The following is a 25,220-nucleotide window of genomic DNA, read 5'->3' on the forward strand; positions in this document are numbered from 1 at the left end:
TTGCAGACTGCATGAGGTTGTTCAGAATAGGCTCAAATAAAGTAAGCAAATGAGGAATGATCATGACAGTTTCTTTATTGCCTATTACGATTGTTCCGGTAAAAATGTTTCAGGAAAATCATTTTCGCATTCAACTTAGCCATTCTCTCGTACATTACTGGAATATTGATTTGCAAATGCCCCATTTGCTGCGGATCGGCATGCATGCCATTCAGGTAACCATTGAAGGAGCAAACATTACAAAAGATGAAATTATGTTCTGTGAACGGCTTTTTCAGGAATGCTGCCTGCCAATGGAAGATATCCATTTTGTCGCCAGTTACTCCAGAAAGGACTTTACTATTACTGCCGGGCCGGTTATTGGACTGATGACGGATTTTAATGAAAGTGGCGAAGAGCCTGATTTCCGATCCATTCATTCTTTTTGCGAAGAATTGCATGAAGTTGTTTCCGGCCTGCGCGGATATTTCTATGTATTTCATTTTCGCGACTGCATTGAAGGAAAGCTGCAGGGTTATTGCCTGCGTGAGGGAAAATGGATAAAACGTCCCGTTCCTTTGCCTAGTGTGATTTATAACCGGATCCACTCCCGGATGCTTGAAGCAAGTTCTGCTTTTCAATCATTTAAATATAACTTGATAAACTGTAACATCCCAATGTTTAATGACCGTTTTTTATCGAAAAAGGAAGTTCATAACCTCCTCTTTTCTGAGGATCATATGCATCCCTATCTGCCTGATACAGCCATTGCAGATGAACAAACCATCAGGGAAATGCTGGCCAGACACAGGTTAATATTCCTTAAGCCCATACATGGCAGCCAGGGACGGAATATTATCAGACTGAGTATACAGGACGAAGAAATCATGACAGAAGTATCCACAGGAAACGGCAGGGAAAATACGCTCACATTCAAAAATTATGACCGTTTTGCACAATGGTTCAAGCAGTACCAAAAGAAAACGATTTTTCTGGCACAGCAGGCCATACCTCTGCAAACTTATAAGAACAGGCAGCTTGATTTCCGCGTGCTCTGCCATAAAAACTTTCAAGATATCTGGAGGGCAACTTCTGCAGTGGCAAGGATTTCTGCCGAGCAGCAATTTGTTTCCAATATTGCAAGAGGCGGGGAAATTATGAAGCCTCTAAGAATTTTCACGATGCACTCTGATCAGAAAACAGCGGTTCAGCAGCTGGCGTTACTGAAGGAGCTTGCAGTGGAAACAGCAACAATCATCAGTCAGAAATGCGAAGGCCTTGTTGGAGAACTCGGGATTGATATTGGATTAGACACTAATGGAAAACTTTGGATTATCGAAGTGAATTCTAAACCCTCCAAGAACTTTGAAGACAAAGAAAAAAGAATAAGACCCTCTGCCAAGGCACTGATCGAATATGCAACGGCTTTATCATTTATCCAAAAAGGAGGACTACAAAATGCTTTCATTCGGAATCATGACTTTAAACAAACGGAGTGAACAGCCATACTTTACGGAATTGGCGAAGAGAGCTAATGAATATAACATTAACTGTTTCAGGTTTGTGCCTACAGATATCAATCCTGTTTCAGAAAGGATTGCAGGTGATTCCTATAACCCTTCTTCAGGAGAATGGGAGCCGGCAGAATTTCCAGTGCCGGAGATTCTTTATGATCGCTGTTTTTACAGAAATGACTCCCGCTCAAAACAATGTATATCCATCGTGAATTGGCTAAAGGCAAGAAATGACATCCAATTCCTTGGCTACGGATTGCCTAATAAGCTTGAATTATATGAAATTCTCTCCTGCTCAAACATATCACCTTATTTGCTGAAAACGGCTCGATTTACCGGAGCTGACAGTTTCATAAACAGCCTCATTCCCGATCAGCCCTGCATTTTAAAACCGGCAAGCGGGTCACAGGGACATGGAATCTATTATATTGAGAAAACGGGCAAAGATATTCTTGTTAAAACAGATAAAAGGAATGCCCAGGTTTCACGCAGCTTTGAAACTGAAGAAAAGGCAGCCCGATGGCTGAATAAATTGACCTCGAAACAGCAGTACCTCATCCAGCCATATGTGAATCTCTCAAACAAGGACGGTCAGCCCTTTGATATAAGAATATTGCTTCAAAAGGACAGGAATGGTGCCTGGAAGGAGCTGGGCCGGGGCATTCGCACAGGCAGAGAAGGAGGCATCGTCTCCAACTTAAGCGCTGGCGGCAGCAATATTTCTTTTGAGGAGTGGATCACTCAATACCCACCTTCTTTAAAAAGTTTTCTTACCGATGAACTTTATGACATTATCGATACACTTCCTGCTGCCCTTGAACGAAAGCTTTCCCCGCTATTTGAGATGGGAATCGATATCGGAGTGGAATCTAACGGCTCTATTTGGATACTGGATATTAACTCAAAGCCAGGAAGGAAAACCATCCTGAACAGCCAGCCTGAGAAGGAGGAAGAGTTATATACCGCTCCCCTTCTCTATGCCAAATTCCTGGCAGCCAATAAGGAAATGGAAAGGAAAACGAATCATGAGAAAACAATATCAAATTGAAATTTCCGATTCCGCCTCCAAAACAGTTTATATTCCAAATGAGCTGAACCTTCATACTCATTTGACGAAACTGGCATTTGGCACTCATTCGGCAGATTCTTCTTTCTTACTCCAAAAAACAAAGAAGAACTCCATCATCATAAGTAAAGATGTTGCCGAAGCACTGCATTTCCCTGATCTCAAGATTCCTCTGCATGCATTTGCCAATAAGGGTACTCTGTACCTCGGCCCGCTCGTAGGTATCTTCACATCAGGATTCACCTCTTTTCCTTTAAGACCAGTTGGGGATCGGACCCTATTTTTTGCCAAACTGCTTTCGGTCAAAAAAACGGTTGGTGCCATTCCGTTTTTATTCGGTGACCAGCAAATCAACTGGGAAAAAGAAACCATCCATGGGCTTTTTTATCATGAGGAAGGCTGGGAAACCTTTGAAGTCCCTTTTCCGAATGTTGTTTATGATCGGCTTCCTAACCGAAGAAGTGAAAGAAGGAATGAGCTGAAGGAAGTTCGCGCCCGGCTTCAGAAAGACTATTTAATTCCCTGGTATAATCCTGGTTTCTTTAATAAATTAGATGTTTATGAAAGACTGCAGAACGATGATGATATTAGTCATTACCTGCCTGAAACCCACCCTTTTTCTTCTTTTTCTGTAATTGAAAGAATGCTGGCTGACTATGGCCATGTTTTCCTGAAACCTATTAATGGAAGCCTTGGGCTTGGGATTCATCAAATTATTTATGATAAAAAGGATGGGTTTTATTATTGCCGATATAGAGTGCGGGACGAAAATCGTCTGAGAAGGTTTAATACTTTGGAAAATTTAATGCGGAATGTTTTTGCAGGACGAAGTTTAAGCCGGATGCTGGTTCAGCAGGGAATTCATTTGCTCCGTTATGAACAGAGAGCGATTGATTTCAGGGTTCATACGAATAAAGATGAGAATGGGGAATGGAAAGTAACCGCTTCAGCTGCAAAAATAGCAGGACCTGGAAGTGTTACAACTCATGTGAAAAGCGGTGGTGAAATCAAAATCCTTGAAGAAGTATTTGAATCGGATGCAGAAAAAACAGAGGCAGTAGCGAAGTTAAGTGAGGCGGCACTTCATATCAGCAAGGCACTGGAACGAAACATGGAAGGTATTATCGGTGAAATCGGCTTTGACTTTGGATTGGACCGAAATGGTCATGTGTGGCTGTTTGAAGCAAACTCAAAGCCCGGAAGATCTATATTCAAACACCCTCAGCTCAGAGAGTTCGACTTTCTTACCCGCAAGCTATCACTTTCATTCGCCGTTTTCCTTGCCGAAGCATCTATTATGAAGCCACAGGAAATAGTCAGATGAAGGTTTATTATGACCGGGCCAGCAGGACCTGGTTCGGCAGCAGCATTTGTACCCTTGGAAGCAGCCAACACCCTTTAAGCATTATTAGCCTGCAGGCGGCACGAGATTTGCTTTCCTTTTCATTATCCTTGCGGAACGGTAACGCGGGGCCGGTGATTGGCATTCTTACCGGAAAAGGAAAGGATCAGGCTATTGCCGGCAATGGTCCTTTATTTAAGGCCCTCCAGAAAAGCATCCTTCAAAAAAACGGAGTTTCCTATGTATTTACACCAGAGGACATGAATGATAATTCCGTGAACGGCTATATTTATATTCCCCGGCAGGATAAGTGGATTGAAGCCAGGTGCCCACTTCCGCATCTTGTCTACAACAGGGTTCCATTCCGGAAATTTGAAAAAACAGAAGCCTTCCATAAAGCAAGCCGTTTTTTTAATGAGCAGGCTATTCCATTTTTCAATCCGGGCTTCCTGGATAAATTCGAAGTATACCAGCTTTTAAAAGACCATCCGCCCTTGCAGGATTATATTCCTGAAACCATTCTTGTCACCGGGCCAAAGGCTCTAAAGGATTTTATCCACAGATATAATAATATCTACTTAAAGCCGGCAAACGGGTCCAAAGGCAAAGGGATATACCAATTAATCAAGCTGGAAAAAGGCATCTCATTAAATGGTCTGCACGATTCATTCAGTTACGCTGATTTTGAACATTTCTGGAACCAATGGGACACTCACCTGATGAATAAACCTTATTTAGCACAGAAAGCGATAAGCCCTGCCAAAATAGAAGGCAAGCGATTTGATTTTAGAATCTTAGCCCATTTCAGCGGAGGCAGCTATTCGGTTACAGGGATTGGCATTAGGCAGTCTCAGGAACAGGACATTACAACCCACATACCGAATGGCGGGGTAATGATTCCATATGAAAGTGTCCGCGCAAAAGAACATGATGCGTTTATTCATACTGCAGCATCGGAGGCAGGAAATCTCCTTGGGAAGACGAAAGGTTTTCATGGAGAATACTCTATTGATGCCGGATTAACTGCACAGGGCACTTATGTGATTTATGAAATAAATTCAAAGCCGATGAGTTTTGATGAAGCCTGGATAGAAGAAAAAAGAATTGAAGAACTGACCCGCTTATTTTTCACCATGTCGGGGTTCTAGAATGCTAATAAAAATAGCCGTACACCCACAGCGTGTACGGCTATTTTTATGCGATTCTTTTACAAATGTCCTTGTCAAAGGATTTAATAAGTCGTCACAGGGCTTTTCGCTGTCTTAACCCTATTTTTTTTAGAGGCACTTCCGGCGAAAGATTTAAACTGGTCTTTAAGCTTTTGGCGTGACTCCGGGTTTCTCATTAAATAAGCTGCTCCAAGGGCCATGGCTGACATCATAAATTTGTTGTTTCTTTTCATCCTTTTTGCCTCCTTTTAATGTTAAAATGTTTCTACATCTGTTCCATTCCCCTTTTCAGGAACATTAAACGGATATTACAACATCTGGAGGAATCCTAATGCTGACACACTTTCAATTCAAGCCTTTATATGAAAACAAACAATTGCCGGGATGGACATTTTCTTTTTACTTCAAAAAGCAAAAAGTTACCGGCATCTATCATCCTGACGGAAAAATTGAATGGACATCCGGAGATCCTGCCGGCCATGAGGAAGACTTGAAATCCCAGATTCATGAATTGATGTTATTTCATGTATATGAATAGGAAAAAAATTAGAGAATCCATGCATGACGATAAAGCTCTTTTGGAAAAATAATCCCGCCAGGATATTTCATTAAAGGAGCGATTCACATATGGATAAGGAACGCCAGGTTACAGAGGACGTACAATATGAAGGCAGAGACAAAGCTTATATGGATATAGACAGGATCATAAACGAAGGTCTTTCCGGAGGCTCGGTCCATGGGCGCGGCGGTGATGTTAATATCGAACAAGCCAGGGAACTGCATGAGGAAGAACCTCCATATGAGGCTGAATAAAAATAAGAGGCACCTGAATTCAGGTGCCTTTTATAAAGATTAAATTCAATTTATTCTGCAGTTGGATAACTGTCTAGCTCCAAGCGCCATCGACTCGAGGTAATAAGCCAATCCGGCCACAAAAGGTTAAAGAACAACCTTTCAGCCGGCTCGTCTTATGCTTGAGGCCCGCAGGACAAGGAAGGCTACGTCAGCATAAACATCGCACGACCAAAAGCGACAGCTTTTGGGAGGAAGCGGGTCATGCAGACGTTGCCACAGGACGTGGCGGTTTTAGTCTGCGTTCCTTTATAAGCGGGCGCCTTCCGCTTTTCTGGTTATCTGCTTTTCACAATCATATTCACAGCTTCCTGGATTGCATCTTCCGCATTTTTGCCTTCATCATTTGCTTCACGGATGCATGTCTCCAGGTTTTTAGCTACAATATATCCCATTGCGCGGTCAACTGCAGAACGGACAGCAGATAATTGTGTAACAACATCCTTGCAGTGTTTTTCTTCTTCCATCATTCGGATCACACCCCGCACCTGGCCTTCCAGCCTTTTCAAGCGGTTTTTCATTTCAGGTGTATATTCCATGAGTCTCACTCCTCACACTCTCAATTCCCTTTATAGAAACATTCACAGATTAAGTTAATTTTTTCAATTAAATTATAACTGCTATAATATAAGAAACACAAAAATTTATCAAACCAAAGGGTAAAGATATGTTAAACAAATTACATGACCGGTATCCGGGCTCTCAACTTCAATTTATAAAACCTGATTTTAGCTATAATTCTGATTTGTACTGGTTTCATCATGAGGAGTCAGGCCAATGGCTTGGCATTCCAGCTCAAGAGGTATCCTCAGATAGTCTGATGGTATTGAAAACTTTGTTTGAATTCCATGACAGCTCCATTCACCTTGCCCCTGCTGCCCAAGCCTGGTTTCAATACTTATTTTCAAATGGGGATCATCCGTCATTCGCAAAAGATGTTCCGTACAGGCTGATTCAATTCAAAATGTCTGAGGGCGAATGGATACGTGAGGATATGGAAGCTGCTTTTAGAGGTTTTTTTGAAAAGGACATAACGATTTTATGGAACGGGAAAGCCACAGGGGTCATCATTGAAGAGAGTAAAGACTCTCTTGCGGAAGAAGAATTCCTTGCTGTTTCCAATGCTTTAGAAAGTGATTTTTTTGTGAAAACAGCCTTTTACATTGGCATTCCGAATAAGACGGGAACACAATTACACCAGCTTTTCAAAGAAGAACAGCTTCTATTCGAGCAGGCTTCCTCATTGCTTCCAGCTGAAAGAGTGCTGAATTTTGAAAAACTCTTCCCCTCTCTTATCACTGGCCATCTGGATGCATTTTTAAAAAAGAGCCTGCTTTCACGCCTTTCTTTACTGGAAGAGGACCCTGAACTCCTGCACACGATAAAAGTGTTTTTACAGAACAGCTCCAATGTTTCATTAACGGCGAAAAAATTGTATATTCACCGGAATACTCTGCAGTACAGACTTGATAAGTTCACAGAGAAGACCGGCATTCAGTTAAAGGACTTTAACAGCGCGCTGACTGTTTATTTAGCCTGTTTGCTGATTGAGCAAACCTGACTTGAGCACATTGCATAAAAACGCTTTCAGTTTTTTTGTGCAGTTTGGCCATATGGGAAAACCCTCATATCCATTAAACTGTTATTAAGAAAAAGATTATTGGGAGGTTACCCTGATGGCAGAATTAAAACTCGATAACATTTATAAAATTTATGATAATAAAGTTACAGCTGTAGAAGATTTTAACCTTCATATTAAAGATAAGGAATTTATTGTTTTTGTCGGTCCTTCCGGCTGCGGAAAATCCACAACTCTCCGTATGATTGCAGGTCTTGAGGAAATTTCAAAAGGCGACTTCTATATCGATGAGAAGCGTGTCAACGATGTTCCGCCAAAAGATCGTGATATTGCAATGGTTTTCCAGAACTATGCACTTTATCCGCATATGTCCGTGTACGATAACATGGCTTTTGGCCTTAAACTTCGTAAGTTTCCAAAGGATGAAATCGACCGCCGTGTAAAAGAGGCAGCAAAAATTCTGGGGCTTGAGCCTTATCTTGACCGCAAGCCAAAAGCATTGTCAGGCGGACAGCGCCAGCGTGTAGCTTTGGGCCGTGCGATTGTCCGTGATGCAAAGGTATTCCTCATGGACGAGCCTTTATCAAACCTTGATGCAAAGCTACGTGTTCAAATGCGTGCAGAAATTGCCAAGCTTCACCAGCGTCTTCAAACAACTACTATCTATGTAACACATGACCAGACAGAGGCCATGACAATGGCTACCCGCCTTGTTGTTATGAAGGATGGAGTGATCCAGCAGGTTGGCGCACCAAAAGAAGTGTATGAAAAGCCTGAAAACGTATTTGTAGGCGGATTTATCGGCTCACCTGCCATGAACTTCTTTAACGGAACGCTTGAAGACGGCAAATTTATTATTGGCAAAACTCAGATTGCAGTCCCTGAAGGTAAAATGAAGGTTCTTCGTGAACAGGGATATACAGGCAAAAACATTATCCTTGGCATTCGGCCGGAAGACATTCACGATGAGCCGGTGTTTATTGATGCATCTGCCGGTTCAAAAATTAATACCCGCATTGACGTTTCAGAACTGACTGGTGCTGAAACAATGATTTACTCAAGCATCGAAGGCCAGGATTTCGTTGCACGCGTGGATTCCCGCACAGATATTAAGCCGGGCCAAAACCTTGAGCTTGCTTTCGATATGAACAAAGCGCATTTCTTTGATGCAGACCATGAAAGAAGAATCCGTTCTGAAAAAGAATAACATTGAAGCCCCGTCAAAGCTGACGGGGTTTTTAATACTGTCTCCCTCAACCTCTCCGTAACAAGGTGCTGCCGCCATCTATATTCATTCTACTCTTTGATAAATTTTACCGAATCATGGCCGCATGATGGACACTTCAGCAAATGGGGGCATTCCTCCTGCTGATAATCCCGGGGATAGCCATCTTCCATTTTCATCTGGTCAATTGGCATATAAGCACTATAATCATCGTAATAGTCCATTACTCTTCCACTGTCCTCCATCCTGCTTCCGCAGGAGCTGCAGGCTGCTTTGATTTTTTCAAAGCCGTTGCAGACTGGGCAAATAGCCATTCAAATCCTCTCACTTTCGTTTTCTTTGCTGATATTTATTATGATTTGTCTGTTTAATCTTCGTTATGTAAGACTCTTAATCAGAGGATTTTCTCAGGAAAAAATTCCCGATTTCCTGAAAGAATAAACTTTTATAAATCAAACATAATAGAGAGTAAACACAGCGGCATCAAGCATTCGCAGTGAAAACCGATGGGTTACGCCAGGCAGTGGAGCAGGACAAAATCCTTGCGCTGGTGCAATTCCAGCTAACCCAGCCAAAAACCAATACACTAATATTTCGAGGAGGAAATCACATGAACAACCAATCATCTAGCAGAAGCAATTCCTCAAACCAATTACTAGTACCAGGAGTAGCTCAAGCACTTGATCAAATGAAGTACGAAATCGCTACTGAATTTGGTGTAAACCTTGGTGCAGAAACAACTTCCCGCGCTAACGGATCTGTTGGGGGAGAAATCACAAAACGCCTTGTACAAATGGCTGAACAACAGCTTGGCGGCGGTTCTTTCTAATAAAGCAAGATAACAATTGAATAAATATGGCTTTGGCCCTCCTTCTTGAAAGGGGGGCCATTTTATATTTAGACCATCTTTTCGGGCACAACCCAATTCTCATATTGTTCTTCCGTGATATACCCTGTTTTTAAGGCTGCTTCTTTCAAGGTTGTATTCTCCCTGAATGCGAGTTTGGCAATTTCCGCTGCTTTTTCATAGCCTATATGTGGATTGAGTGCCGTTACAAGCATTAGTGATCTCTCAACATGGCCATTAATCACTTCTTTATTTGCCTCCAGTCCCATCATGCATTTTTCATTAAAAGAGGCCATTCCATCTGCAAGAATACTGATGCTTTGAAGAAGATTATAGATAATAACAGGCTTGAACACATTCAATTCAAAATTCCCCTGACTTGCCGCGAATCCAATCGAGGCATCATTTCCAAAGACCTGGCAAACCACCATCGTAAGGGCTTCGCTTTGTGTCGGATTAACTTTGCCAGGCATGATTGAACTGCCTGGTTCATTTGCAGGGATCGATAATTCCCCAATTCCGCTGCGCGGCCCGCTTGAAAGCCAGCGTACATCGTTGGCTATTTTCATCAGATCTGCTGCCAGCCCCTTCAATGTCCCATGAAAATGGACAATTTCATTATGGCTGGTCAGTGCCTGAAATTTATTGTCCGACGAACGGAATGAATAGCCTGTAAGTCTGGAAATTTCGTTTGCCATTTCAGGTCCAAATGATTTCTCTGCATTAATGCCCGTTCCGACTGCTGTACCGCCAATGGCTAAGTCAAGCAGATACTGCTTTGCGTCCATAAGCATCTTTTCATTCTTTTCAAGCATGGCACGCCAGCCGCTGATTTCCTGACCTAATGTAAGAGGTGTTGCATCCTGTAAATGGGTCCTGCCTATTTTGACGATTGATTTGAAGGCCTCTTCTTTCGATTTAACCGTCCTTATTAATTCCTTCAATGACGGAAGCAGCTTTTGCTCCGCCTCCGTATAAGCTGCGATATGCATGGCAGTCGGAAAAGTATCATTGGAGCTTTGAGACATGTTGACATCATCATTTGGATGCACCTTACTATCTCGAATTCCCTTCTCAGCCAGCAGTTCATTCGCCCTTTTGGCGACAACCTCGTTTACATTCATATTTGATTGTGTGCCGCTCCCTGTCTGCCATACAGCCAGCGGAAAGTGGCTGTCAAACTTATGGTTTAGAACTTCATCGCAAGCCCCTGTGATAGCTTCCATTTTGTCATGGGAAAGCTTCCCTAGACTGTTGTTGACTACTGCAGCTGAACGCTTTATCTTGGCAAATGCATAAATTACTTCCATCGGCATCTTTTCAATGCCTATTTTAAAGTTATCCTTGCTCCGCTGTGTCTGGGCTCCCCAATATTTATCAGCGGGAACCTTCACTTCGCCTAGAGTATCTTTCTCAATTCTAAAATCAGCCAATTTCATACCTCCTTAAATGATTATTATGTTTCCTTTATATTCTTTTCCCTTATTTTCAAAATTTAATGATAAAAATCAGCAAAACAAAAGCGGAAGCGCCTTGCTCATCCCCGAAATGTACAAGACGAGCCGCTCGGGAAGGTGTTCTTTACCTTTCTGGGCGGCTCGGCTTGTGACCTCGAGGGGGCAGGCGCTGGAGCTAGATGCAAACACTCTTCCACAGAGTTATTCTCTTCGTTCAATTTTATAGTTTCCTCTACAATAAAAAAACTGCCTGGCTAGGCAGCCGGCAGCTATGCTTTTATAATTGTATATCCAATGAAGTATCCCAGAACCATAATACTTGCAATCACCAAGGTAATAGAAAATTCCTCCATTATAATCTCCTCCAGATATGTGTGATAACATAAGATTATCATGTATACAGGATTACAAATTCTTTATACCAGTACTATTCTGTGTCTGAAGTATGAATTTTTTTTGAACAAAGTCCCTTCTAGAATAAAACCATATTTAATAAGAAAGCGCCAGCTGGCGCTTTCCCCTATCCTGCAAGTGTTGAACCCTGCTGGAGCTGATACATCTGATAATATTTGCCCTTTTGCTCCATTAACTCATCATGGGTACCTTTTTCAACGATCCTGCCCCTATCCAGAACGAGGATTTGATCAGCATTTCGGATTGTCGAAAGCCGATGGGCGATGATAAAGGTGGTTCTTCCTTTTTTCAGGACGTCCATGGCTTCCTGGATAATTAATTCTGTTTCAGTGTCTATGCTTGATGTTGCTTCGTCCAGGATCAGAATGGCCGGATCAAAAGCAAGGGCACGAGCAAACGAAATGAGCTGCCTCTGCCCGCTGGAGAGCGTGCTCCCCTTCTCAATAACCGGCTCATCAAAGCCTTTTTCAAGATGCTGAAATATCTTATCTGCTCCGACATCCTTCAGGGCTTTTTCCACTTTCTCCCGCGGTATTTTAGGATCATCAAGGCTGACATTGGAAGCAATCGTTCCGGTGAACAAAAATGGATCCTGAAGGACGATTCCCATATGCTTTCTGAGCTCCTGCCTTGGAATCTGTTTTATATCAATGCCATCAATCATAATTTTCCCTTCCTGGCAATCATAAAAACGGAAAAGAAGATTCATGATCGAACTTTTCCCTGAGCCGGTATGGCCAACCAGCGCAACTGTCTCTCCGTGCTTTGCTTCAAAATTAAGATCCTTCAGCACATATTCCTTCTCCTTATAGCCGAAGTGCACATGATCAAAAGTGACATTCCCTTTATAGCGGGATATTTTATTATCACTGATATCAATGCCTTCTTCATCAAGCAGTTTGAAGACTCGTTCACCGGCAACCAATGCCTGTTCGAGATTGGCCAGTTGGTTGACAATGCCCTGCACAGGCTGAAACAGGCGGTTAATATAGTCCACAAAAGCATATAGCATCCCAAGTGAAATGACAGCTGCCGCATTGAGCGACTCTCCTCCGAAGTACCAGATAAATGCAACAAAAACCACATTTCTCAGCACGCCAACTAGATTATGAGATGTAAGAGAATTCAGGCTCAAAAGTTTATTTTGAAAGGTAAAATGCTCTGTATTCAGCTTTTCAAAATCCTTCTGTGTATCTTTTTCACGGCCAAACGCCTGAATAATGTTCATTCCCTGTATCGATTCGTTCACCATGCCATTGATATCACTCACCCTGGAACGGATAACGTGATTGTACTTTGATGCATACTTACGGTACACAATCGCCCATACATATAAAATCGGGAGCAGGATTAAACATATGGCAGCAAGCTTGGCATTTAAAATAAACAAAGCGATATAAATACCTGAAATATATATGGCACTTGTAAAAAAGGTTGCCAATACAGTCACATAAAGCTCACGGATGGCTTCGGTATCATTGGTTATACGAGCAACCACCTTGCCTGCCGGAAGATTATCAAAATAACTGATTGGCAGCCTTTGTATCTGCCCGAAGACATCCTCTCTCATTTGCTGGATAATCCTATTTGCTGACTTTTGCAGAAAGAAACGCTGGCCGTACTGAAAAAATGCAGCGATAACCAGTAATCCAAAGTAAAAGGCCAAAAGCTGAACAATCTTAGGAATCTCGGGTGAGTAGAATAGCATTAATTCTTCACCAGTCAATGCCTTCCCTGCATAAGTTTCGGTTTGGCCGCTTTTTTCAATAAAGAGTATGCCCTCTTTGAAGGTTCGCTCTCCATCAAAAGCAATGTCACCACTGATAAAGACGAATTGGCTTCCAGCCTGCAGGATGCGGGCCTGATCAATTTTCCGCTCACCCTGATCAAGGTTTTGCTCCTTTTTATAAAACTGGCCATCATACTCCACAGCATCTTTTCCGCCTTCTGTCTGATACCAGACAGATTCTATGCCAAGGATATGGTCATCAATCATCTTCTTCGCGATGAATGGCCCTGCCAGATCTGCTGCTACAGCGACTGTAAGCATCAGCAATGCCGCAATAATCGTTTTTTTATAATGAAGTGCATACTGGAATAACCGCTTTCCTGTGGTCATGAAAGCACCTCCTCTTCAGCAGATGCTTGAGTCTGCTGCCTCAAAAATTGTTCCTTGTACCATCCATCCATAGCCATTAAGTCCTCATGAGTGCCATCTTCTGCTATCATGCCTTCATCAAGCACAATAATATGATCGGCGTGCTGGACTGCTGACATTCTGTGTGTCGTAATGATTGTCGTTTTCCCTTTGCGCTCAGTCCGGATATTATCAATAATTTTCTTCTCTGTTTTAGCATCAACGGCTGAAAGAGAGTCATCAAGGATCAGAATTTCCGGATTCTTCACAAGGGCACGTGCAATCGAAATACGCTGTTTTTGCCCTCCTGATAAGGCCACTCCTTTTTCACCGACCATTGTTTCAAGTCCTTCCGGCAGAAGCTCAAGGTCTTTTCGGAAAGCTGCCAAATCAATCGCTTTTTGCATATCCTCTTCAGTTGCTTCCTCTTTTCCAAAAAGGATGTTTTCTCTAACTGTCCTAGAGAAAAGAACATGATCCTGTGGAACATAACCGATCCATCCCCTTGTTCTTTCAAGCTCCTGTTCTTCAATCGGAACATCGGCAATCGCAAGCTTCCCTGTGCCTGTCGGATATTCTCTTAATAGCTGCTTTATAAAAGTGGTCTTTCCGCTTCCTGTTTTCCCTACAATGCCCAGTGTTTCCCCGCGTTCAATATGCAGCTTAATCCCTGTGAGATTAGCCGTTTTTGAGGAAGGATATTGGAAATGAACATCCTTGAAGATAACATTTTCAGGTATGTCAACGATAGAAGGGTTTTCAGGATTCACAATATCCTGCTTAGCGGACAAGGTTTCCTGTACCCGGTCAAGGGATGCATTCCCCCTTTGCATGACATTAATTAATTCTCCAATAGCAAACATTGGCCAAATCAGCATGCCTAAATACACATTAAAGGACACGAGCTGGCCCAGGGTGATGGTTTGGTGGAAAACAAGATAAGCACCGTATCCTAGCCCTATAAGATAGCTTAAGCCCACAATCACCTTTATCGTCGGCTCAAATAGTGAATCAATTTTGGCCACTTCAATATTTTTGCTGTAAACATCTTCAGTGAGTTCATGGAAACGCTGCTGATCCGCTCTTTCCTGAACATAAGCGCGCACCACCCGAACTCCCGAAACTGATTCAAGAACCCGGTCATTTAGTTCACCGAAGGCATCCTGTGCGCTCATAAACCGCGTATGAATCTTCTTGCCGTAAATTTTTATCAGATAGGCCATGATAGGCAAAGGCAATATTGCTGCAAAGGTTAGTTTCCAGCTAACCAGAAATCCCATCGTAAACAATATTGTCAACATGAAGACGCTGGAATCCACCAGTGTTAATATTCCGAAACCGGCCGTTACCGAAATAGCTTTTAAATCATTTGTTGCCCTGGCCATTAAATCACCGGTCCGGTTTTTCTCAAAAAATGTAGGAGTCATTTTCAATAGGTGACCCATAAATTGTGAACGCAATTTTCTTTCTACCAGGAATGCCCCTCCAAAGAGCTGGTACATCCAGATATAAGTGATTGCATAGGACACAATTGTGATGATTCCCAATAAACCAAGGTACTCCATTATTTTAGCACTGCTCATTTGACCAAGATGTATATCATCAATTGCCATTCCAACAAGCCTTGGAGGCATAACATCAAGGATTCCGACAATGATCAGCAGAGTAATGGCAATTGTATACCTTTTCCAGTTTTCTTTAAAAAACCAGCTTAATTTTCCTAAAATCGAAAACAACGATCTCTCCCCTTTCCGGTATGAAGCTCACGTTTCTAAAGAGAGCTTTCATACAAAAACCATCAGCAAATACATAACTAGCCTCCATCCAGATCCTCCGGCAAAATTGTTTTTCTTTTCATTCTTACTGCATTCATAAAATTTTCCTCCCTTTTTTATGGCTGCCGACAACAGCCGCTATTAAAATATATGGAAACAGGCAATACCTGTATTTCCTAATGATGATATTTGATAATTAAACGAGAAAAAGACATACCGCGGCATGCGATATGTCTTAAGAGACAAAAGAGCCCACGTTACGAAATGTAACCTGTGCTCCATCAAAATAAATGTGCAGGAAAATCCTGTTTACATTTTTATATCTTCTAAAGGAGAGGTTACAAATTTTAATTTTTGTGTTGTTGTTTGATGATGATGAATTAAGATCATTTTGTAGCCCTCCTTTTCATTTTTTTCCATATTGGTAAGATTATCACCGCTTAAACTAAAAGTCAATCAGCTTTTTACCTACTTTTAGAAATTTTCTGTTATTTATTATAAAGGCTCTTTTCGTATGAAGTGCTGTTTTTCCTCTATCAATGTTGTCCGTTGATTTCCGCTCCAGGCTGCTCGCTTTCCGCGTGGCGGGCGGTGAGCCTCCTCGACGCTACACGTCTGCGGGGTCTCACCTGTCCCGCTACTCTCGCTGGAGTCTCGCACCTTCCGCTCCAATCAACTCAGTAAATAAAATACAAAAATCAATAAACCTTGTAAAACAGCATTTAAAAAAAGGATCCGCCGGGATCCTTTATGAAGCCAACCTTCTTTTTTGCCTGTTGATGAAGTCAATGGTAATCCTGTTAAAGGCATCAGGTTTGTCGATGTTGCATACATGTCCTGCATCTGTGATGATTTTGACTGTAGCTGTTTTAGCTTTTTGGGCAATGCTTTTTACAGACTTAATGAACAAGTGGTCTTCCTGTCCCATAATAAAAAGGGTAGGGATGTGGGAAATGCTGGATTGGATTTTTCCCAGGTACGGATTAACCGATTTTGTTAAGGACAGCCAGTTGATGAATTCTTTTTGACACATTTTTGCTGCCTGCCTTACAAAGGCATGTCTTGATTCAAGATGGTTCCTTTTTGGCATAATAATCCATGCAAAAAGCTTATAAAGCAGCATATATGGCAGCATATACTTAGTCAAATTCGCAATGGCTATCAAAAACCTTGTGCGCCAGTTCAATTCAGTAATGGCACCGCCCAAAATCATGGAAGCTACTCTTTCCGGATGATTCTGCGCGATTGTCTGGATCACTATAGTCCCCAGCGAAATTCCGACAAAGTGGGAGTCTGTAATATGAAGATGATCGAGCACATCCACTATATCCTGAGAAACTTCTGTAAAATGATCTCCTTCTTCCCAGGTGCCCTTTCCTGATTGACCATGTCCCCGCAGATCTACCAGCAGAACATTGAAATGCTTTTTGTACTCTCTCATTTGTTTATACCAAATTGCAGAGCTGCCCCCTGCACCATGAACAAAGGTAACCCATGGCAGGGACTCATCTTTCACATACGTACGGTAATATAGCATATATACTCCAATCCACATTCTAGTGTCATTTTCTTAGTTATGTTTTTAAGAAGTTTCATTCTATTGTAAAGGATTTCAGCGAAAAATGCTTATAATATCACAAAAAATTCATTAGTTTCTTTTCAAGTATTTTCTGCCAAATATTCATCCTTTCCCTATTAAAGACATTAAAAAACCAGCTAACTATGTCAGCTGGTTCTTCTCCTGCTATTCTTCAATTATTGCTGCAGTCCCATAGGCTATGATTTCTGCAGCATTCTGCATAACGGCTGAGGTTTGCAGCCGCATTCCAATGATTGCGTTTGCCCCTTTTGCCTTTGCATCTTCAACCATTCTGCCAATTGCCTTCTGTCTGGCTTCATCCATCATTTCAGTATATTCGCCAATTTCTCCGCCTACAATTGTTTTTAATCCTGCCAGAATATCTTTTCCTATATGCTTTGTCTGGACTGTACTCCCCCTTACAAACCCTTTAATCTCTTTAATCTCTTTTCCGGATACCGTATCAGTAGTCACGATAATCATTTTGTTCTTCCTCCTCTTTTTCTCTTTTTCTCTCAGCTATCAGCACAATAAATAATGCAATGATCATTAAAGCATATAAAATATAAAACATAATTGCAGCCTTCATATTAATAAACAGCATGACAATCCCGAGAAGCTGGCCGCCACCGGCTGCAAGAAGCAGCATCTGTTTTAATTTTTTCATCCTTCCATCCCTCAATTAATCTTTTTTCTGCCAGATCTTTCTGACGAAAATCAAGTAAAACAGCGTCGGCATTGGCGCCTGAATTAAACCGATAATTCCCCATAGCCAATAATTGTGGCCGTGCTTTCTTGCATCAAGAAATAGGAACGTGCTCTGTGCTATTAAGATGACTCCCACAATAATCAGCAGAGGAAGAGATATTTCTTCACTGTTCATGTGCCATTCACCTGTTTCACGAAGCTGACTGTGCTATAGGCCATAATAAAAACTGTGACAACTCCCTGCAGAATAAAAAATACAGATGGAACCTGATACAGCATGAATAATACAGAAGTTACAATGAGGAGTGCTGCAACAGTGAAGATAGCTAACTCCCTGATTAATTTCCTTTTCATTGCCTGTTTTTGCTCTGCAACTAAGTTTTCAAAAAATTGCAGATCAGGTGTATATACCGGGATGTTTTCTTCCAGCGTTTCCAATCCGTTTTCTATCTCCTTGACTGCAGCCAATAACTGCTCATCTTGATGATCTTGTTCCAGCTGCAGCACTTTCCTGTTCGCCATGAAGCTTCAACTCCTCTCTTACAGACATGATTCCATTGTGCACTCTTGATTTGACAGTGCCTGAAGATATGTTCATCATTTTTCCTATTTCCTCATACGAGTAGCCATAATAATGTTTAAGAACAATAGGTATCCTTATCTCATCTTTTAGTTTTCCCAATGCGGATAAGACATCATTCCATTCTTCATTTCGGCTTTCAAGATGCCATTTCATGCGTCTGAAAACCTCTTCCTGCGTTTTCCAGTTCTTCTCTCTTTTCGACTTTCGCTTCTGATCAATATACAAATTCGTCGCAATGGTTATCAGCCAGGAGGAAAATTTCGATTTCCCATTAAACAGGCCGATCTTTTCAACACATTTGGCCATTGTTTCCTGAGCAAGTTCTTCAGCTGCATCGGGATTCATTGTGATTTTGATTAAGTATTTAACCAGAAAGGGATAGTTATTTTTAAAAAGCATGGCAAAAGCGAGCTGATCACCTCGTTTGGCACTTACTATAAGGTCTTTCTCCTCCATCAGCTTCTTTCCTCTCTTCTTATCATCCCGCTGTTTACTGTTTATTTCACTCATAAGACGTTCCAGAGATGAAAAGGTTCATTATTTTTTTAATTTTTTTTTACACATAAAAAGCCCCTATTATAGGGACTTTTTTTCCGTTTATTACATTATACTGCATCAGTTTGTTCCAAAGAATGTGCTTCACCTGTTTTTTCTGACTTTTTCGTTAATCCCGGGAGAACAAGGCTGTAAAATACACCGACAAGTGCTAAACAGCCTCCTACCATCCAATAAAGCATTTCCACTTTGAGGAACCCCGGAAAGCTGACAGCAATAAATCCGAGTGTTATGGATTGAGAAAGCATCATCAGCGGACTTATCCATCCCTGTACTCTTCCCATCATCTTCGGATCAACAATGCTTGGCATCCAGCCGCCAATTGCGATGTTCACTAAAGGGAGTCCAAAAGCTGCAGCAAATAATAAAGATAGGAAAATAAACGTGTTCTCTGCAAAAGAAGCAGCAATGATGAAGCTTCCGGATAACAGCAATCCGGTAATGACCAGCTGATAAAGTTTGAATTTTTGAGTAAGCAAAGAGGCCACAAAGCTGCCAATAAGAACCCCAATTCCAAATGTTATTCCGAGCAGAACTGAGTATTCCTCATAGGATTGCGGCTCGAGTTTGTATTTCAGCATAAAAATAGGCATGACTGAAAATCCGCCGTTTACCACTCCGAAAACGAAAAAGCCGACAAGCAAGGCAGATAATAATTTGTGCTGGAGAATATATTTTATCCCCAGATTAAAATCCTTGAAGACAAGCGGGATATTCAAGTCTTTAAGACCATGTGCGCCATTTGGCAGCCGGACCTCTTCGGGTATACGGCAGGATTTTATTAATAATGCACTGATGATAAAGGTAAGTGCATCAGCCACAATCGCACCGTATACTCCCACTGACCAGTAGGCAAAAATGCCAAGGCCGTTTCCGAACAGCATGAAAAGACTCATCACCACCTGATTAAGGCCTGCAGCAGTTGTATAATCCTCACTTTTCAATATGCCTTGAATCATTGCATGTTCAGCGGGAAAGAAGAATTTCTGAATGGCACTCCTCAGGAACAATACTGTAAATACCAGAGGCATCCAGCCAATAATAATAGTCAGTAAAAGCACAAACGATAATAACGCGCTGATCCAATCACAATGATAAGCTATTTTCTGGCGATCCATCCTATCCGCAAACACTCCAACTAAAAAAAACACCGCCAGGGTCGGAACCGAGAACATCAATTCAGTTAATGTGGCATAAAAAGGCTGTTCCGAAAAACGATCCAGCAAATAAAACATAAATGCTGTTAAACCAATCGTGCTGCCCATCTGAGAAGTAAAGTTGGCGAAAAATAATTTCACATAATTGGCATTTTGAAAAATCCCTTTGAAGTTCTTCATCCCTTTTACCTCAGTTTCCCTGTTTATATCTCCACTATAAATTGCGACTAACATCTGATAAAGCGGCTTTTGATGGTTTTTATCTCCATCTGCAGACTGATGGCGCCTCAACCCTTAATACTTATTAATTTAAAAGGTAATTATTCACACTGGGAACCCGGGTGGTTTACGGTTGTGATTACCGGGGTAATTCCATAGTACAACCAAATCATTAATCGATTAATATATAAAATACTTTTTTAAAGGAGATTATTAAAATGAAAGAAATTATTTCTACTAATGTATTAGTTCAAAACAAGTTCACAATGAAGAAAATGCTTGAAATTTACCAGGCGTCAAAACAATTTGAAGGCACCACTTATCTCTACAGCAAACACAAAGCGGTGGATGCCTCAAACCTTTCTAAATTAGTGTCTTTCCTTTTAACAGTGAAACCGCAAACGAGTCTGAAGATCATTGTGGAAGGAACTGACGTCCAGAACCATCTGGAGCATATCAAAGACATGTGCAGCAACCATGTTTCGGTGCTTCGCATGTCAGAAAAACGCTTAATCAATACTGCTGAAACAATTCAGCTATAATTGACTATTTTATTGCAGAGTGAATGGAGTGAAAATAGATGATACGTACAATTTTTATGGTAGTTGGAGCGATTGTGGTAATTGGCGCACTAATCAGCTGGTTATTCTAAATTATTCTATTAAAAAAGGCCGAATGGCCTTTTTTTATTTATATACAATGGCAATTGGCTGATAAAATCCAGACTCTTCCGGGAGCAGCCATTTGACCTGCCGAAAACCAGCTTTGCGCAGAAAATTGTTTAACTCTTCCCTTCTGTAGGCCCTATACTGAGAAAGTCTTTCTGACACAGACCAGGTTCCCTCCTTTTCCACCATTGTAAAATGCCTCAAATTATATATATCAGAATTCTGAAGCCAATCCCAAAGCTGAAAGGTTATGGTGTGATCCCTTTTTGCTGGCAAGGTGGATGTTGGCCTCTCTTTAAGAATTTCATCATAATTTCTGATAGAAAAGAGAAAAATGCCTTTCTCGCTGAGTAAACTGTAAACCTCTTTAAGTGCCTTGATGCATTCTTTTTCGGTGATAAGGTGCGGCAAGGCGTTATCCATAGAAATAATGGCATGAAAAGATTCACTGTGCACAGATGATAATGCCCTCATGTCTGCCTGATAAAATTGGATGTTCAGCTGTCTCAGTTCTGCTTCTCTTTTTGCCCTTAAGATAGACTTACCGCTAATGTCTGATGCAGTTATTTTGTACCCCTTTTGGGTGAGAGCTAATGTCTGAGTCCCTATTCCGCAAGAACAATCCAAAAGAGATGAATTTTTTTTATGCCTTCTGCCGATAAAAGATTATCCAGTACATCGCCCTGTCTGGCAATGGAACGATCCCAATTCTCAAATATTAAGTGATACTCTTCCGCTAACTCATCATAAAATTGTTCTGCCATATAGATGACCTCCTTAAAAAAAAGAGTACAGCTTTTCACTGTACTCGTAAAATGTATTAATCATTCTTCTTTTCTTTATCTTTCTTTTTATCTTTATCTTTTCCCTTGTGTTTCTCTTTCCCCTTATTCCATTTCTCCTTCCATTTCTCTTTTTCTTCTTCAATTCTTTCTTTTATCTTCTCTGTTTCTTTTTTTATGTTGTCTTCCCATGCTTTCCTTTGCTGCTCCCTTTGCCTCTGTTCCATCAAGCCGGCAATATGAGGGACATTAAATGACTTTGCTTCCTGATTTTTCAGGGCTTCTGACATGATTGCCCGGAATATCGGAGCTGTACCTTCACTGCTGGAGGTAGTAAGATAATTATTCGCATCTGTCTTATCATGGCCTACCCACACAGCACCGACCAGCTGTGGTGTGTAGCCGACAAACCATTGATCCTTAACTCCGTCAATGCCTTCGATGGTCATTTGTGTACTGCCCGTTTTCCCTGCAACTTCTCTGCCTGGTAATTGGGCAGCCTTCCCTGTACCATGCTGAACTACCCCTAGAAGCATGGTGGTCACTTTATCTGCAACATCCTTGGAAATGATTCTTGTATTCTCACCTTTCCACTCTGCGACTGTGACTCCATCTTTATCAACTATTTTTGTAATGGAATGTGCTTCCGGCCTCTCGCCGCCATTTGCAAATACAGCATATGCCTGCGCCATGGTCAGAGGAGAAACTCCAACACTTGTGCCCCCAAGAGCAAGTGCAAGATTTTGATTGATGGCTTCTTCAGGTATGCCAAACCTCTTTGCCGCATCAACCCCTTTGTCCACACCAATCTCATCTAAAAGCCATACAGCAGGAACATTTAAAGAGTCCTTGACTGCTTCATACATTGGCACATTTCCCCGGAACTGGCCATTATAGTTATTCGGCTCATAATCTTTGCCGAATGTCATTCTTTCATCTTTAAGTTCATCTGTGATCTTCCAACCCGCCTCCAGTGCTGCTGTGTATGGCACAATCGGCTTCATGGTCGATCCCGGCTGGCCTACTTTATGAACGGCACGGTTATGTCCAAGAAGGGTATGTTCACCTCTTCCGCCTGCTAGGGCACGGATTCCGCCATTCTTTGGATCCAGAAGTATGGCTCCGCTTTGAACCTGCTGATCTCCAGTACCCTTAGGAAATAATTGATCATTTGTGTAGGTTTCTTCAACACTGCTCTGCATATCCTGATCAAGCTCTGTATATATTTGATATCCGTCACTTAAAAGCTCATCAAGTGAAATATTGTATTTATTAATCGCTTCTTCCAGAACCACATCTACATAATATGGGTATTTCCCTTTAAAGGGATCACCGCCGCTGTCTTCAAAAACAAGCTTTTCATTTTTTGCTTTCTCCCATTCCTTTTCAGTAATAAAGTTGTGTTCTTTCATACGGTCAAGGACGGTATTCCTTCTCTCAATTGCCTTTTCTTCATTTTGGTAAGGGTTGATGGCTGATGGGGCTTTAACCAGCCCTGCCAGCAATGCTGCTTCACTAATGGAGAGATCCTCAACATCTTTTCCATAGTACTTCATCGCCGCACGTTTAATCCCCCATGCGCCTTCCCCGAAATAAACCTGGTTTAAATACATTTGAAGTATTTCGTCTTTGCTGTATTCCTTTTCAATTTCAATGGCCAGGAAAAACTCTTCCAGTTTTCTTTTGTATGTTTTTTCTGCAGACAATAGTGCATTTTTGGTCAGCTGCTGGGTAAGCGTGCTGCCGCCCTCGACTATTCCGCCTGCTTTCACGTTTGTAAAGAAGGCCCTGCCTATACCTTTTAAATCGATGCCCCCGTGTTCATAAAAGCGGTGGTCTTCAATGGCAATAACTGCATTTTTCATATGATCAGGAATTTGATCTATGGAAATGCCTTCATTTTTATTTGCTGAGATCTTGCTTGCTACTTCCCCATCAGCGTCATAAATGACTGTGGATTGTGCAAGCCCTGCTTCGAGTGCACTGATATCCGCATCCTTATATGAAAAATAGACGAAGCTTAAGAAAGCCAGGACCAAAGTAGATGCAAGCAATATGGATACCTGTGTCAAGTGAAGCTTATTCCAAGTTGACTGAAACTTTTTAATAACTGAAGTTTTCTTTCTCATATTTCCTCCAAATTCTTGCTGATGATTAATTTGCATTTGTGCGGAAGTCTTCAGATTACACCGATAACAGCATAACTTCAATGAATATGTTTTTATATAGTATTTGTTTCCATGCAAATTTCTGAAGGTCATATAAAAAATACCCTGAAATTCCCAATGTTACTCTTCACTATGCTGAAAAATGTGCATTAGAATTTACGGAGCCCGGTCATTTTTTATGGGGGTATTTTGTTTTCAAGCTGTATTTTTATGATTTACTCTTCGCAGCAGAGGGTATAGAACCAATAAGTTTCCTTACTATAAGAAGGAGTGAACACTGATGAATTTTAATAAAATTGTATTGGGCTATGATGATACAGACGGAAGCAGACAGGCTTTGAATATGGCAATCGGATTAGTTAAACAAAACCCTGATGCTCAGCTGCTGGTTGCTCAGGTCTTTGAAGAAACAGTTGAAAATATTCACATAAACAACGAAAAAGCGGTAGAGCCTGTAAGAACGAATGGCTATCTGCTTGAAGGAATTCAGATCCCTCCTCTTCCGGTATATCATGATGAATCCTCTTCCAATACACACGCAAGAGTAAAGCATAGCGTAGACAATACTTTTTTCAATGCAAGGGAAATCCTTGAGCCTTACAGCATTAATGCGAAGTTCGATGTTATTGAGGGAAATCCTGCAGAAAGCATTTGTGAATATGCAGCGGCTGAAAACGCAGACTTAATTATTGTGGGAAGCTCAGGCAAGGGCGGAATTAAAAAGATGTTCCTGGGCAGCACCAGTACAAAAGTTGCCAGGAATGCGCCTTGCCCCGTGCTTATAGCTAAGGATAAGGAAAGTCCGCAAATCCCTTAAAATAGAAAAGCAGCCCGGTGGCTGCTTTTTTATGTGAATACAGCTATTATTCGTGAAGGTCTTTATTCTCTGCTGCCAGCTCCTCAAATCGTTCTTTAGAAGACAATTCATCGAAACTGCTGTAAATTCTAAAATGGTCCTGATCAATAATCCGGTAGTGCTGGCTGATGATATTCTGCTGAAGGATCAGACTGTTGCTTCTCTTCAATTCCCTCCACCAGAGCTTTCCGCCAAGAGTCTTTTCCTTCCTGTAATCAATTCCTTCTCTGGCAATAGTCTCCAGAACTTCTAATGGTTCATTTCCAAACAAAAACCGGACCGTTTCCGTTTCTCTGAATAAAGCACAAACGGCTACCACTGTCGACCAGCCTGCCTCTGCCCGCCCTTTCTCAATTTGAACAAGCGTCTTTTTTGAAACACCAATAATTTCTGCCATTTTATCCTGTGTGTATCCTGCCTCTGTACGTATAAGACGGATCTTATCTGAAACTTTCAGTATAATTTCATCTCTAGTCAATGCAGCTTCATTCCCTTTTTGTTGTTGGTGTAAATTTACACCTGCCTCTATATTATAAAAGAAATAATAACCATTTTACAAATAAAAAACTGCCTTTTTCTTTAACTATAC

At 41.5% G+C, this 25,220-nt stretch carries 28 protein-coding genes; 11 read left to right on the forward strand and 17 right to left on the reverse strand.

Translation table 11 applies throughout. From position 1 onward, the window contains the following. Positions 1-62 precede the first annotated feature (62 nt). The 4 genes from ACTHRG_RS15430 to ACTHRG_RS15445 are packed head-to-tail and all read left to right on the forward strand — an operon-like array spanning position 63 to position 5,049. The gene (locus ACTHRG_RS15430; protein WP_076262460.1) at positions 63-1,478 is read left to right on the forward strand and encodes a YheC/YheD family endospore coat-associated protein; all 1,416 of its coding nucleotides are present in this window, start codon (positions 63-65) and stop codon (positions 1,476-1,478) included. Continuing rightward, positions 1,438-2,541, forward strand: a complete 1,104-nt coding sequence (locus tag ACTHRG_RS15435; RefSeq protein ID WP_076262462.1) for a YheC/YheD family endospore coat-associated protein — start codon at positions 1,438-1,440, stop codon at positions 2,539-2,541. The genes ACTHRG_RS15430 and ACTHRG_RS15435 overlap by 41 nt, the downstream gene beginning before the upstream one ends. Beyond that, positions 2,519-3,883: a YheC/YheD family endospore coat-associated protein gene (locus ACTHRG_RS15440; RefSeq protein ID WP_076262464.1), complete on the forward strand. Its 1,365-nt coding sequence runs from the start codon at positions 2,519-2,521 to the stop codon at positions 3,881-3,883. Before ACTHRG_RS15435 ends, ACTHRG_RS15440 begins: the two co-directional genes overlap by 23 nt. Continuing rightward, positions 3,880-5,049 carry a YheC/YheD family endospore coat-associated protein gene (locus ACTHRG_RS15445; RefSeq protein WP_076262466.1) on the forward strand — a complete coding sequence of 390 codons (1,170 nt, stop codon included), beginning with the start codon at positions 3,880-3,882 and terminating at the stop codon, positions 5,047-5,049. The genes ACTHRG_RS15440 and ACTHRG_RS15445 overlap by 4 nt, the downstream gene beginning before the upstream one ends. 83 nt (positions 5,050-5,132) lie before the next feature. On the opposite strand, the gene ACTHRG_RS15450 is transcribed toward ACTHRG_RS15445, so the two are convergent. Further along, positions 5,133-5,303, reverse strand: coding sequence for a hypothetical protein (locus ACTHRG_RS15450; protein ID WP_169799746.1), 171 nt, complete (start codon positions 5,301-5,303; stop codon positions 5,133-5,135). Positions 5,304-5,401: 98 nt separating this feature from the next. Here ACTHRG_RS15450 and ACTHRG_RS15455 point away from each other — a divergent pair, with 98 nt between their 5' ends. Further along, entirely contained in the window at positions 5,402-5,608 is a 207-nt protein-coding gene (locus ACTHRG_RS15455) for a YheE family protein (protein WP_076262468.1), read from the forward strand. Positions 5,609-5,697: 89 nt separating this feature from the next. After that, positions 5,698-5,883: a hypothetical protein gene (locus ACTHRG_RS15460; RefSeq protein ID WP_076262470.1), complete on the forward strand. Its 186-nt coding sequence runs from the start codon at positions 5,698-5,700 to the stop codon at positions 5,881-5,883. Between the two features lie 317 nt (positions 5,884-6,200). Here the strand turns inward: ACTHRG_RS15460 and ACTHRG_RS15465 are convergent, their stop codons facing one another. Next, positions 6,201-6,461 carry a metal-sensitive transcriptional regulator gene (locus ACTHRG_RS15465; RefSeq protein WP_076262472.1) on the reverse strand — a complete coding sequence of 87 codons (261 nt, stop codon included), beginning with the start codon at positions 6,459-6,461 and terminating at the stop codon, positions 6,201-6,203. Between the two features lie 128 nt (positions 6,462-6,589). Here ACTHRG_RS15465 and ACTHRG_RS15470 point away from each other — a divergent pair, with 128 nt between their 5' ends. Together ACTHRG_RS15470 and ACTHRG_RS15475 are read left to right on the forward strand one after the other, a co-directional pair. Then, on the forward strand, positions 6,590-7,483 hold the full coding sequence (locus ACTHRG_RS15470) for a PucR family transcriptional regulator (protein WP_076262475.1): 894 nt from the start codon (positions 6,590-6,592) through the stop codon (positions 7,481-7,483). A 115-nt stretch (positions 7,484-7,598) separates the two neighbouring features. Beyond that, the gene (locus ACTHRG_RS15475; protein WP_076262477.1) at positions 7,599-8,708 is read left to right on the forward strand and encodes an ABC transporter ATP-binding protein; all 1,110 of its coding nucleotides are present in this window, start codon (positions 7,599-7,601) and stop codon (positions 8,706-8,708) included. Between the two features lie 89 nt (positions 8,709-8,797). Here the strand turns inward: ACTHRG_RS15475 and ACTHRG_RS15480 are convergent, their stop codons facing one another. Further along, positions 8,798-9,040, reverse strand: coding sequence for a hypothetical protein (locus ACTHRG_RS15480; RefSeq protein WP_076262479.1), 243 nt, complete (start codon positions 9,038-9,040; stop codon positions 8,798-8,800). 296 nt (positions 9,041-9,336) lie between these two features. On the opposite strand from ACTHRG_RS15480, the gene ACTHRG_RS15485 reads away from it, so the two are divergent. Further along, positions 9,337-9,555 (forward strand): alpha/beta-type small acid-soluble spore protein, encoded by a 219-nt coding sequence (locus tag ACTHRG_RS15485; RefSeq protein ID WP_035326833.1) that lies wholly within the window; start codon positions 9,337-9,339, stop codon positions 9,553-9,555. Positions 9,556-9,623: 68 nt separating this feature from the next. On the opposite strand, the gene fumC is transcribed toward ACTHRG_RS15485, so the two are convergent. From fumC to ACTHRG_RS15535, 10 genes are all read right to left on the reverse strand, one after another. After that, complete coding sequence (fumC, locus tag ACTHRG_RS15490) at positions 9,624-11,006, reverse strand: class II fumarate hydratase (protein WP_076262482.1); 1,383 nt, start codon at positions 11,004-11,006, stop codon at positions 9,624-9,626. A 544-nt stretch (positions 11,007-11,550) separates the two neighbouring features. Further along, entirely contained in the window at positions 11,551-13,563 is a 2,013-nt protein-coding gene (locus ACTHRG_RS15495) for an ABC transporter ATP-binding protein (protein ID WP_076262485.1), read from the reverse strand. After that, positions 13,560-15,317: an ABC transporter ATP-binding protein gene (locus ACTHRG_RS15500; protein WP_076262488.1), complete on the reverse strand. Its 1,758-nt coding sequence runs from the start codon at positions 15,315-15,317 to the stop codon at positions 13,560-13,562. Before ACTHRG_RS15500 ends, ACTHRG_RS15495 begins: the two co-directional genes overlap by 4 nt. 787 nt (positions 15,318-16,104) lie before the next feature. Continuing rightward, on the reverse strand, positions 16,105-16,893 hold the full coding sequence (locus tag ACTHRG_RS15505; RefSeq protein WP_076262491.1) for an alpha/beta fold hydrolase: 789 nt from the start codon (positions 16,891-16,893) through the stop codon (positions 16,105-16,107). A 207-nt stretch (positions 16,894-17,100) separates the two neighbouring features. Further along, complete coding sequence (locus ACTHRG_RS15510) at positions 17,101-17,418, reverse strand: YbjQ family protein (RefSeq protein ID WP_048011864.1); 318 nt, start codon at positions 17,416-17,418, stop codon at positions 17,101-17,103. Beyond that, positions 17,399-17,602, reverse strand: coding sequence for a hypothetical protein (locus ACTHRG_RS15515; RefSeq protein WP_061792357.1), 204 nt, complete (start codon positions 17,600-17,602; stop codon positions 17,399-17,401). Before ACTHRG_RS15515 ends, ACTHRG_RS15510 begins: the two co-directional genes overlap by 20 nt. 15 nt (positions 17,603-17,617) lie before the next feature. Next, positions 17,618-17,818 carry a hypothetical protein gene (locus ACTHRG_RS15520; RefSeq protein WP_048011862.1) on the reverse strand — a complete coding sequence of 67 codons (201 nt, stop codon included), beginning with the start codon at positions 17,816-17,818 and terminating at the stop codon, positions 17,618-17,620. Beyond that, complete coding sequence (locus ACTHRG_RS15525) at positions 17,815-18,165, reverse strand: YxlC family protein (RefSeq protein WP_440231569.1); 351 nt, start codon at positions 18,163-18,165, stop codon at positions 17,815-17,817. Before ACTHRG_RS15525 ends, ACTHRG_RS15520 begins: the two co-directional genes overlap by 4 nt. Further along, on the reverse strand, positions 18,119-18,736 hold the full coding sequence (gene sigY, locus ACTHRG_RS15530) for an RNA polymerase sigma factor SigY (protein ID WP_440231570.1): 618 nt from the start codon (positions 18,734-18,736) through the stop codon (positions 18,119-18,121). Before sigY ends, ACTHRG_RS15525 begins: the two co-directional genes overlap by 47 nt. A gap of 95 nt (positions 18,737-18,831) precedes the next feature. Beyond that, on the reverse strand, positions 18,832-20,118 hold the full coding sequence (locus ACTHRG_RS15535; protein WP_083675419.1) for an MFS transporter: 1,287 nt from the start codon (positions 20,116-20,118) through the stop codon (positions 18,832-18,834). Between the two features lie 257 nt (positions 20,119-20,375). Between ACTHRG_RS15535 and ACTHRG_RS15540 the strand changes: the two genes are divergently transcribed. Then, positions 20,376-20,699, forward strand: coding sequence for an HPr family phosphocarrier protein (locus ACTHRG_RS15540; protein ID WP_076262498.1), 324 nt, complete (start codon positions 20,376-20,378; stop codon positions 20,697-20,699). 144 nt (positions 20,700-20,843) lie between these two features. Here ACTHRG_RS15540 and ACTHRG_RS15545 read toward each other — a convergent pair whose 3' ends face one another. Genes ACTHRG_RS15545 through ACTHRG_RS15555 form a run of 3 tightly spaced genes read right to left on the reverse strand, consistent with a single transcriptional unit; the run spans position 20,844 to position 23,736 of the window. Beyond that, on the reverse strand, positions 20,844-21,452 hold the full coding sequence (locus ACTHRG_RS15545; RefSeq protein ID WP_440231572.1) for a class I SAM-dependent methyltransferase: 609 nt from the start codon (positions 21,450-21,452) through the stop codon (positions 20,844-20,846). Further along, a complete protein-coding gene (locus ACTHRG_RS15550) occupies positions 21,431-21,589 on the reverse strand; it encodes a hypothetical protein (protein ID WP_440231573.1) in 159 nt (52 codons plus the stop codon). Before ACTHRG_RS15550 ends, ACTHRG_RS15545 begins: the two co-directional genes overlap by 22 nt. A 56-nt stretch (positions 21,590-21,645) precedes the next feature. Beyond that, positions 21,646-23,736, reverse strand: coding sequence for a transglycosylase domain-containing protein (locus ACTHRG_RS15555; RefSeq protein WP_076262502.1), 2,091 nt, complete (start codon positions 23,734-23,736; stop codon positions 21,646-21,648). 319 nt (positions 23,737-24,055) lie between these two features. Between ACTHRG_RS15555 and ACTHRG_RS15560 the strand changes: the two genes are divergently transcribed. Continuing rightward, positions 24,056-24,592, forward strand: coding sequence for a universal stress protein (locus tag ACTHRG_RS15560; protein WP_076262504.1), 537 nt, complete (start codon positions 24,056-24,058; stop codon positions 24,590-24,592). A gap of 46 nt (positions 24,593-24,638) precedes the next feature. Here the strand turns inward: ACTHRG_RS15560 and ACTHRG_RS15565 are convergent, their stop codons facing one another. Beyond that, entirely contained in the window at positions 24,639-25,109 is a 471-nt protein-coding gene (locus ACTHRG_RS15565; RefSeq protein ID WP_076262506.1) for a helix-turn-helix transcriptional regulator, read from the reverse strand. Positions 25,110-25,220 lie beyond the last annotated feature (111 nt).

Source organism: Cytobacillus sp. SAFR-174 (assembly GCF_051964675.1).
GTDB lineage: Bacteria > Bacillota > Bacilli > Bacillales > Cytobacillaceae > Cytobacillus.

What these genes read in the sequence shown, in the direction of transcription:
- ACTHRG_RS15535 (WP_083675419.1), bottom strand. Translation starts at nt 20,118, where the DNA reads ATGAAGAACTTCAAAGGGATTTTTCAAAATGCCAATTATGTGAAATTA.
- ACTHRG_RS15435 (WP_076262462.1), top strand. Translation starts at nt 1,438, where the DNA reads ATGCTTTCATTCGGAATCATGACTTTAAACAAACGGAGTGAACAGCCA.
- ACTHRG_RS15440 (WP_076262464.1), top strand. Translation starts at nt 2,519, where the DNA reads ATGAGAAAACAATATCAAATTGAAATTTCCGATTCCGCCTCCAAAACA.
- ACTHRG_RS15445 (WP_076262466.1), top strand. Translation starts at nt 3,880, where the DNA reads ATGAAGGTTTATTATGACCGGGCCAGCAGGACCTGGTTCGGCAGCAGC.
- ACTHRG_RS15515 (WP_061792357.1), bottom strand. Translation starts at nt 17,602, where the DNA reads ATGAAAAAATTAAAACAGATGCTGCTTCTTGCAGCCGGTGGCGGCCAG.
- ACTHRG_RS15430 (WP_076262460.1), top strand. Translation starts at nt 63, where the DNA reads ATGACAGTTTCTTTATTGCCTATTACGATTGTTCCGGTAAAAATGTTT.
- ACTHRG_RS15475 (WP_076262477.1), top strand. Translation starts at nt 7,599, where the DNA reads ATGGCAGAATTAAAACTCGATAACATTTATAAAATTTATGATAATAAA.
- ACTHRG_RS15525 (WP_440231569.1), bottom strand. Translation starts at nt 18,165, where the DNA reads ATGGCGAACAGGAAAGTGCTGCAGCTGGAACAAGATCATCAAGATGAG.
- ACTHRG_RS15465 (WP_076262472.1), bottom strand. Translation starts at nt 6,461, where the DNA reads ATGGAATATACACCTGAAATGAAAAACCGCTTGAAAAGGCTGGAAGGC.
- ACTHRG_RS15540 (WP_076262498.1), top strand. Translation starts at nt 20,376, where the DNA reads ATGAAAGAAATTATTTCTACTAATGTATTAGTTCAAAACAAGTTCACA.
- ACTHRG_RS15460 (WP_076262470.1), top strand. Translation starts at nt 5,698, where the DNA reads ATGGATAAGGAACGCCAGGTTACAGAGGACGTACAATATGAAGGCAGA.
- ACTHRG_RS15505 (WP_076262491.1), bottom strand. Translation starts at nt 16,893, where the DNA reads ATGCTATATTACCGTACGTATGTGAAAGATGAGTCCCTGCCATGGGTT.
- ACTHRG_RS15450 (WP_169799746.1), bottom strand. Translation starts at nt 5,303, where the DNA reads ATGAAAAGAAACAACAAATTTATGATGTCAGCCATGGCCCTTGGAGCA.
- ACTHRG_RS15560 (WP_076262504.1), top strand. Translation starts at nt 24,056, where the DNA reads ATGAATTTTAATAAAATTGTATTGGGCTATGATGATACAGACGGAAGC.
- ACTHRG_RS15555 (WP_076262502.1), bottom strand. Translation starts at nt 23,736, where the DNA reads ATGAGAAAGAAAACTTCAGTTATTAAAAAGTTTCAGTCAACTTGGAAT.
- ACTHRG_RS15485 (WP_035326833.1), top strand. Translation starts at nt 9,337, where the DNA reads ATGAACAACCAATCATCTAGCAGAAGCAATTCCTCAAACCAATTACTA.
- ACTHRG_RS15480 (WP_076262479.1), bottom strand. Translation starts at nt 9,040, where the DNA reads ATGGCTATTTGCCCAGTCTGCAACGGCTTTGAAAAAATCAAAGCAGCC.
- ACTHRG_RS15520 (WP_048011862.1), bottom strand. Translation starts at nt 17,818, where the DNA reads ATGAACAGTGAAGAAATATCTCTTCCTCTGCTGATTATTGTGGGAGTC.
- ACTHRG_RS15550 (WP_440231573.1), bottom strand. Translation starts at nt 21,589, where the DNA reads ATGGCAGAACAATTTTATGATGAGTTAGCGGAAGAGTATCACTTAATA.
- ACTHRG_RS15470 (WP_076262475.1), top strand. Translation starts at nt 6,590, where the DNA reads ATGTTAAACAAATTACATGACCGGTATCCGGGCTCTCAACTTCAATTT.
- ACTHRG_RS15510 (WP_048011864.1), bottom strand. Translation starts at nt 17,418, where the DNA reads ATGATTATCGTGACTACTGATACGGTATCCGGAAAAGAGATTAAAGAG.
- ACTHRG_RS15495 (WP_076262485.1), bottom strand. Translation starts at nt 13,563, where the DNA reads ATGACCACAGGAAAGCGGTTATTCCAGTATGCACTTCATTATAAAAAA.
- ACTHRG_RS15455 (WP_076262468.1), top strand. Translation starts at nt 5,402, where the DNA reads ATGCTGACACACTTTCAATTCAAGCCTTTATATGAAAACAAACAATTG.
- sigY (WP_440231570.1), bottom strand. Translation starts at nt 18,736, where the DNA reads ATGAGTGAAATAAACAGTAAACAGCGGGATGATAAGAAGAGAGGAAAG.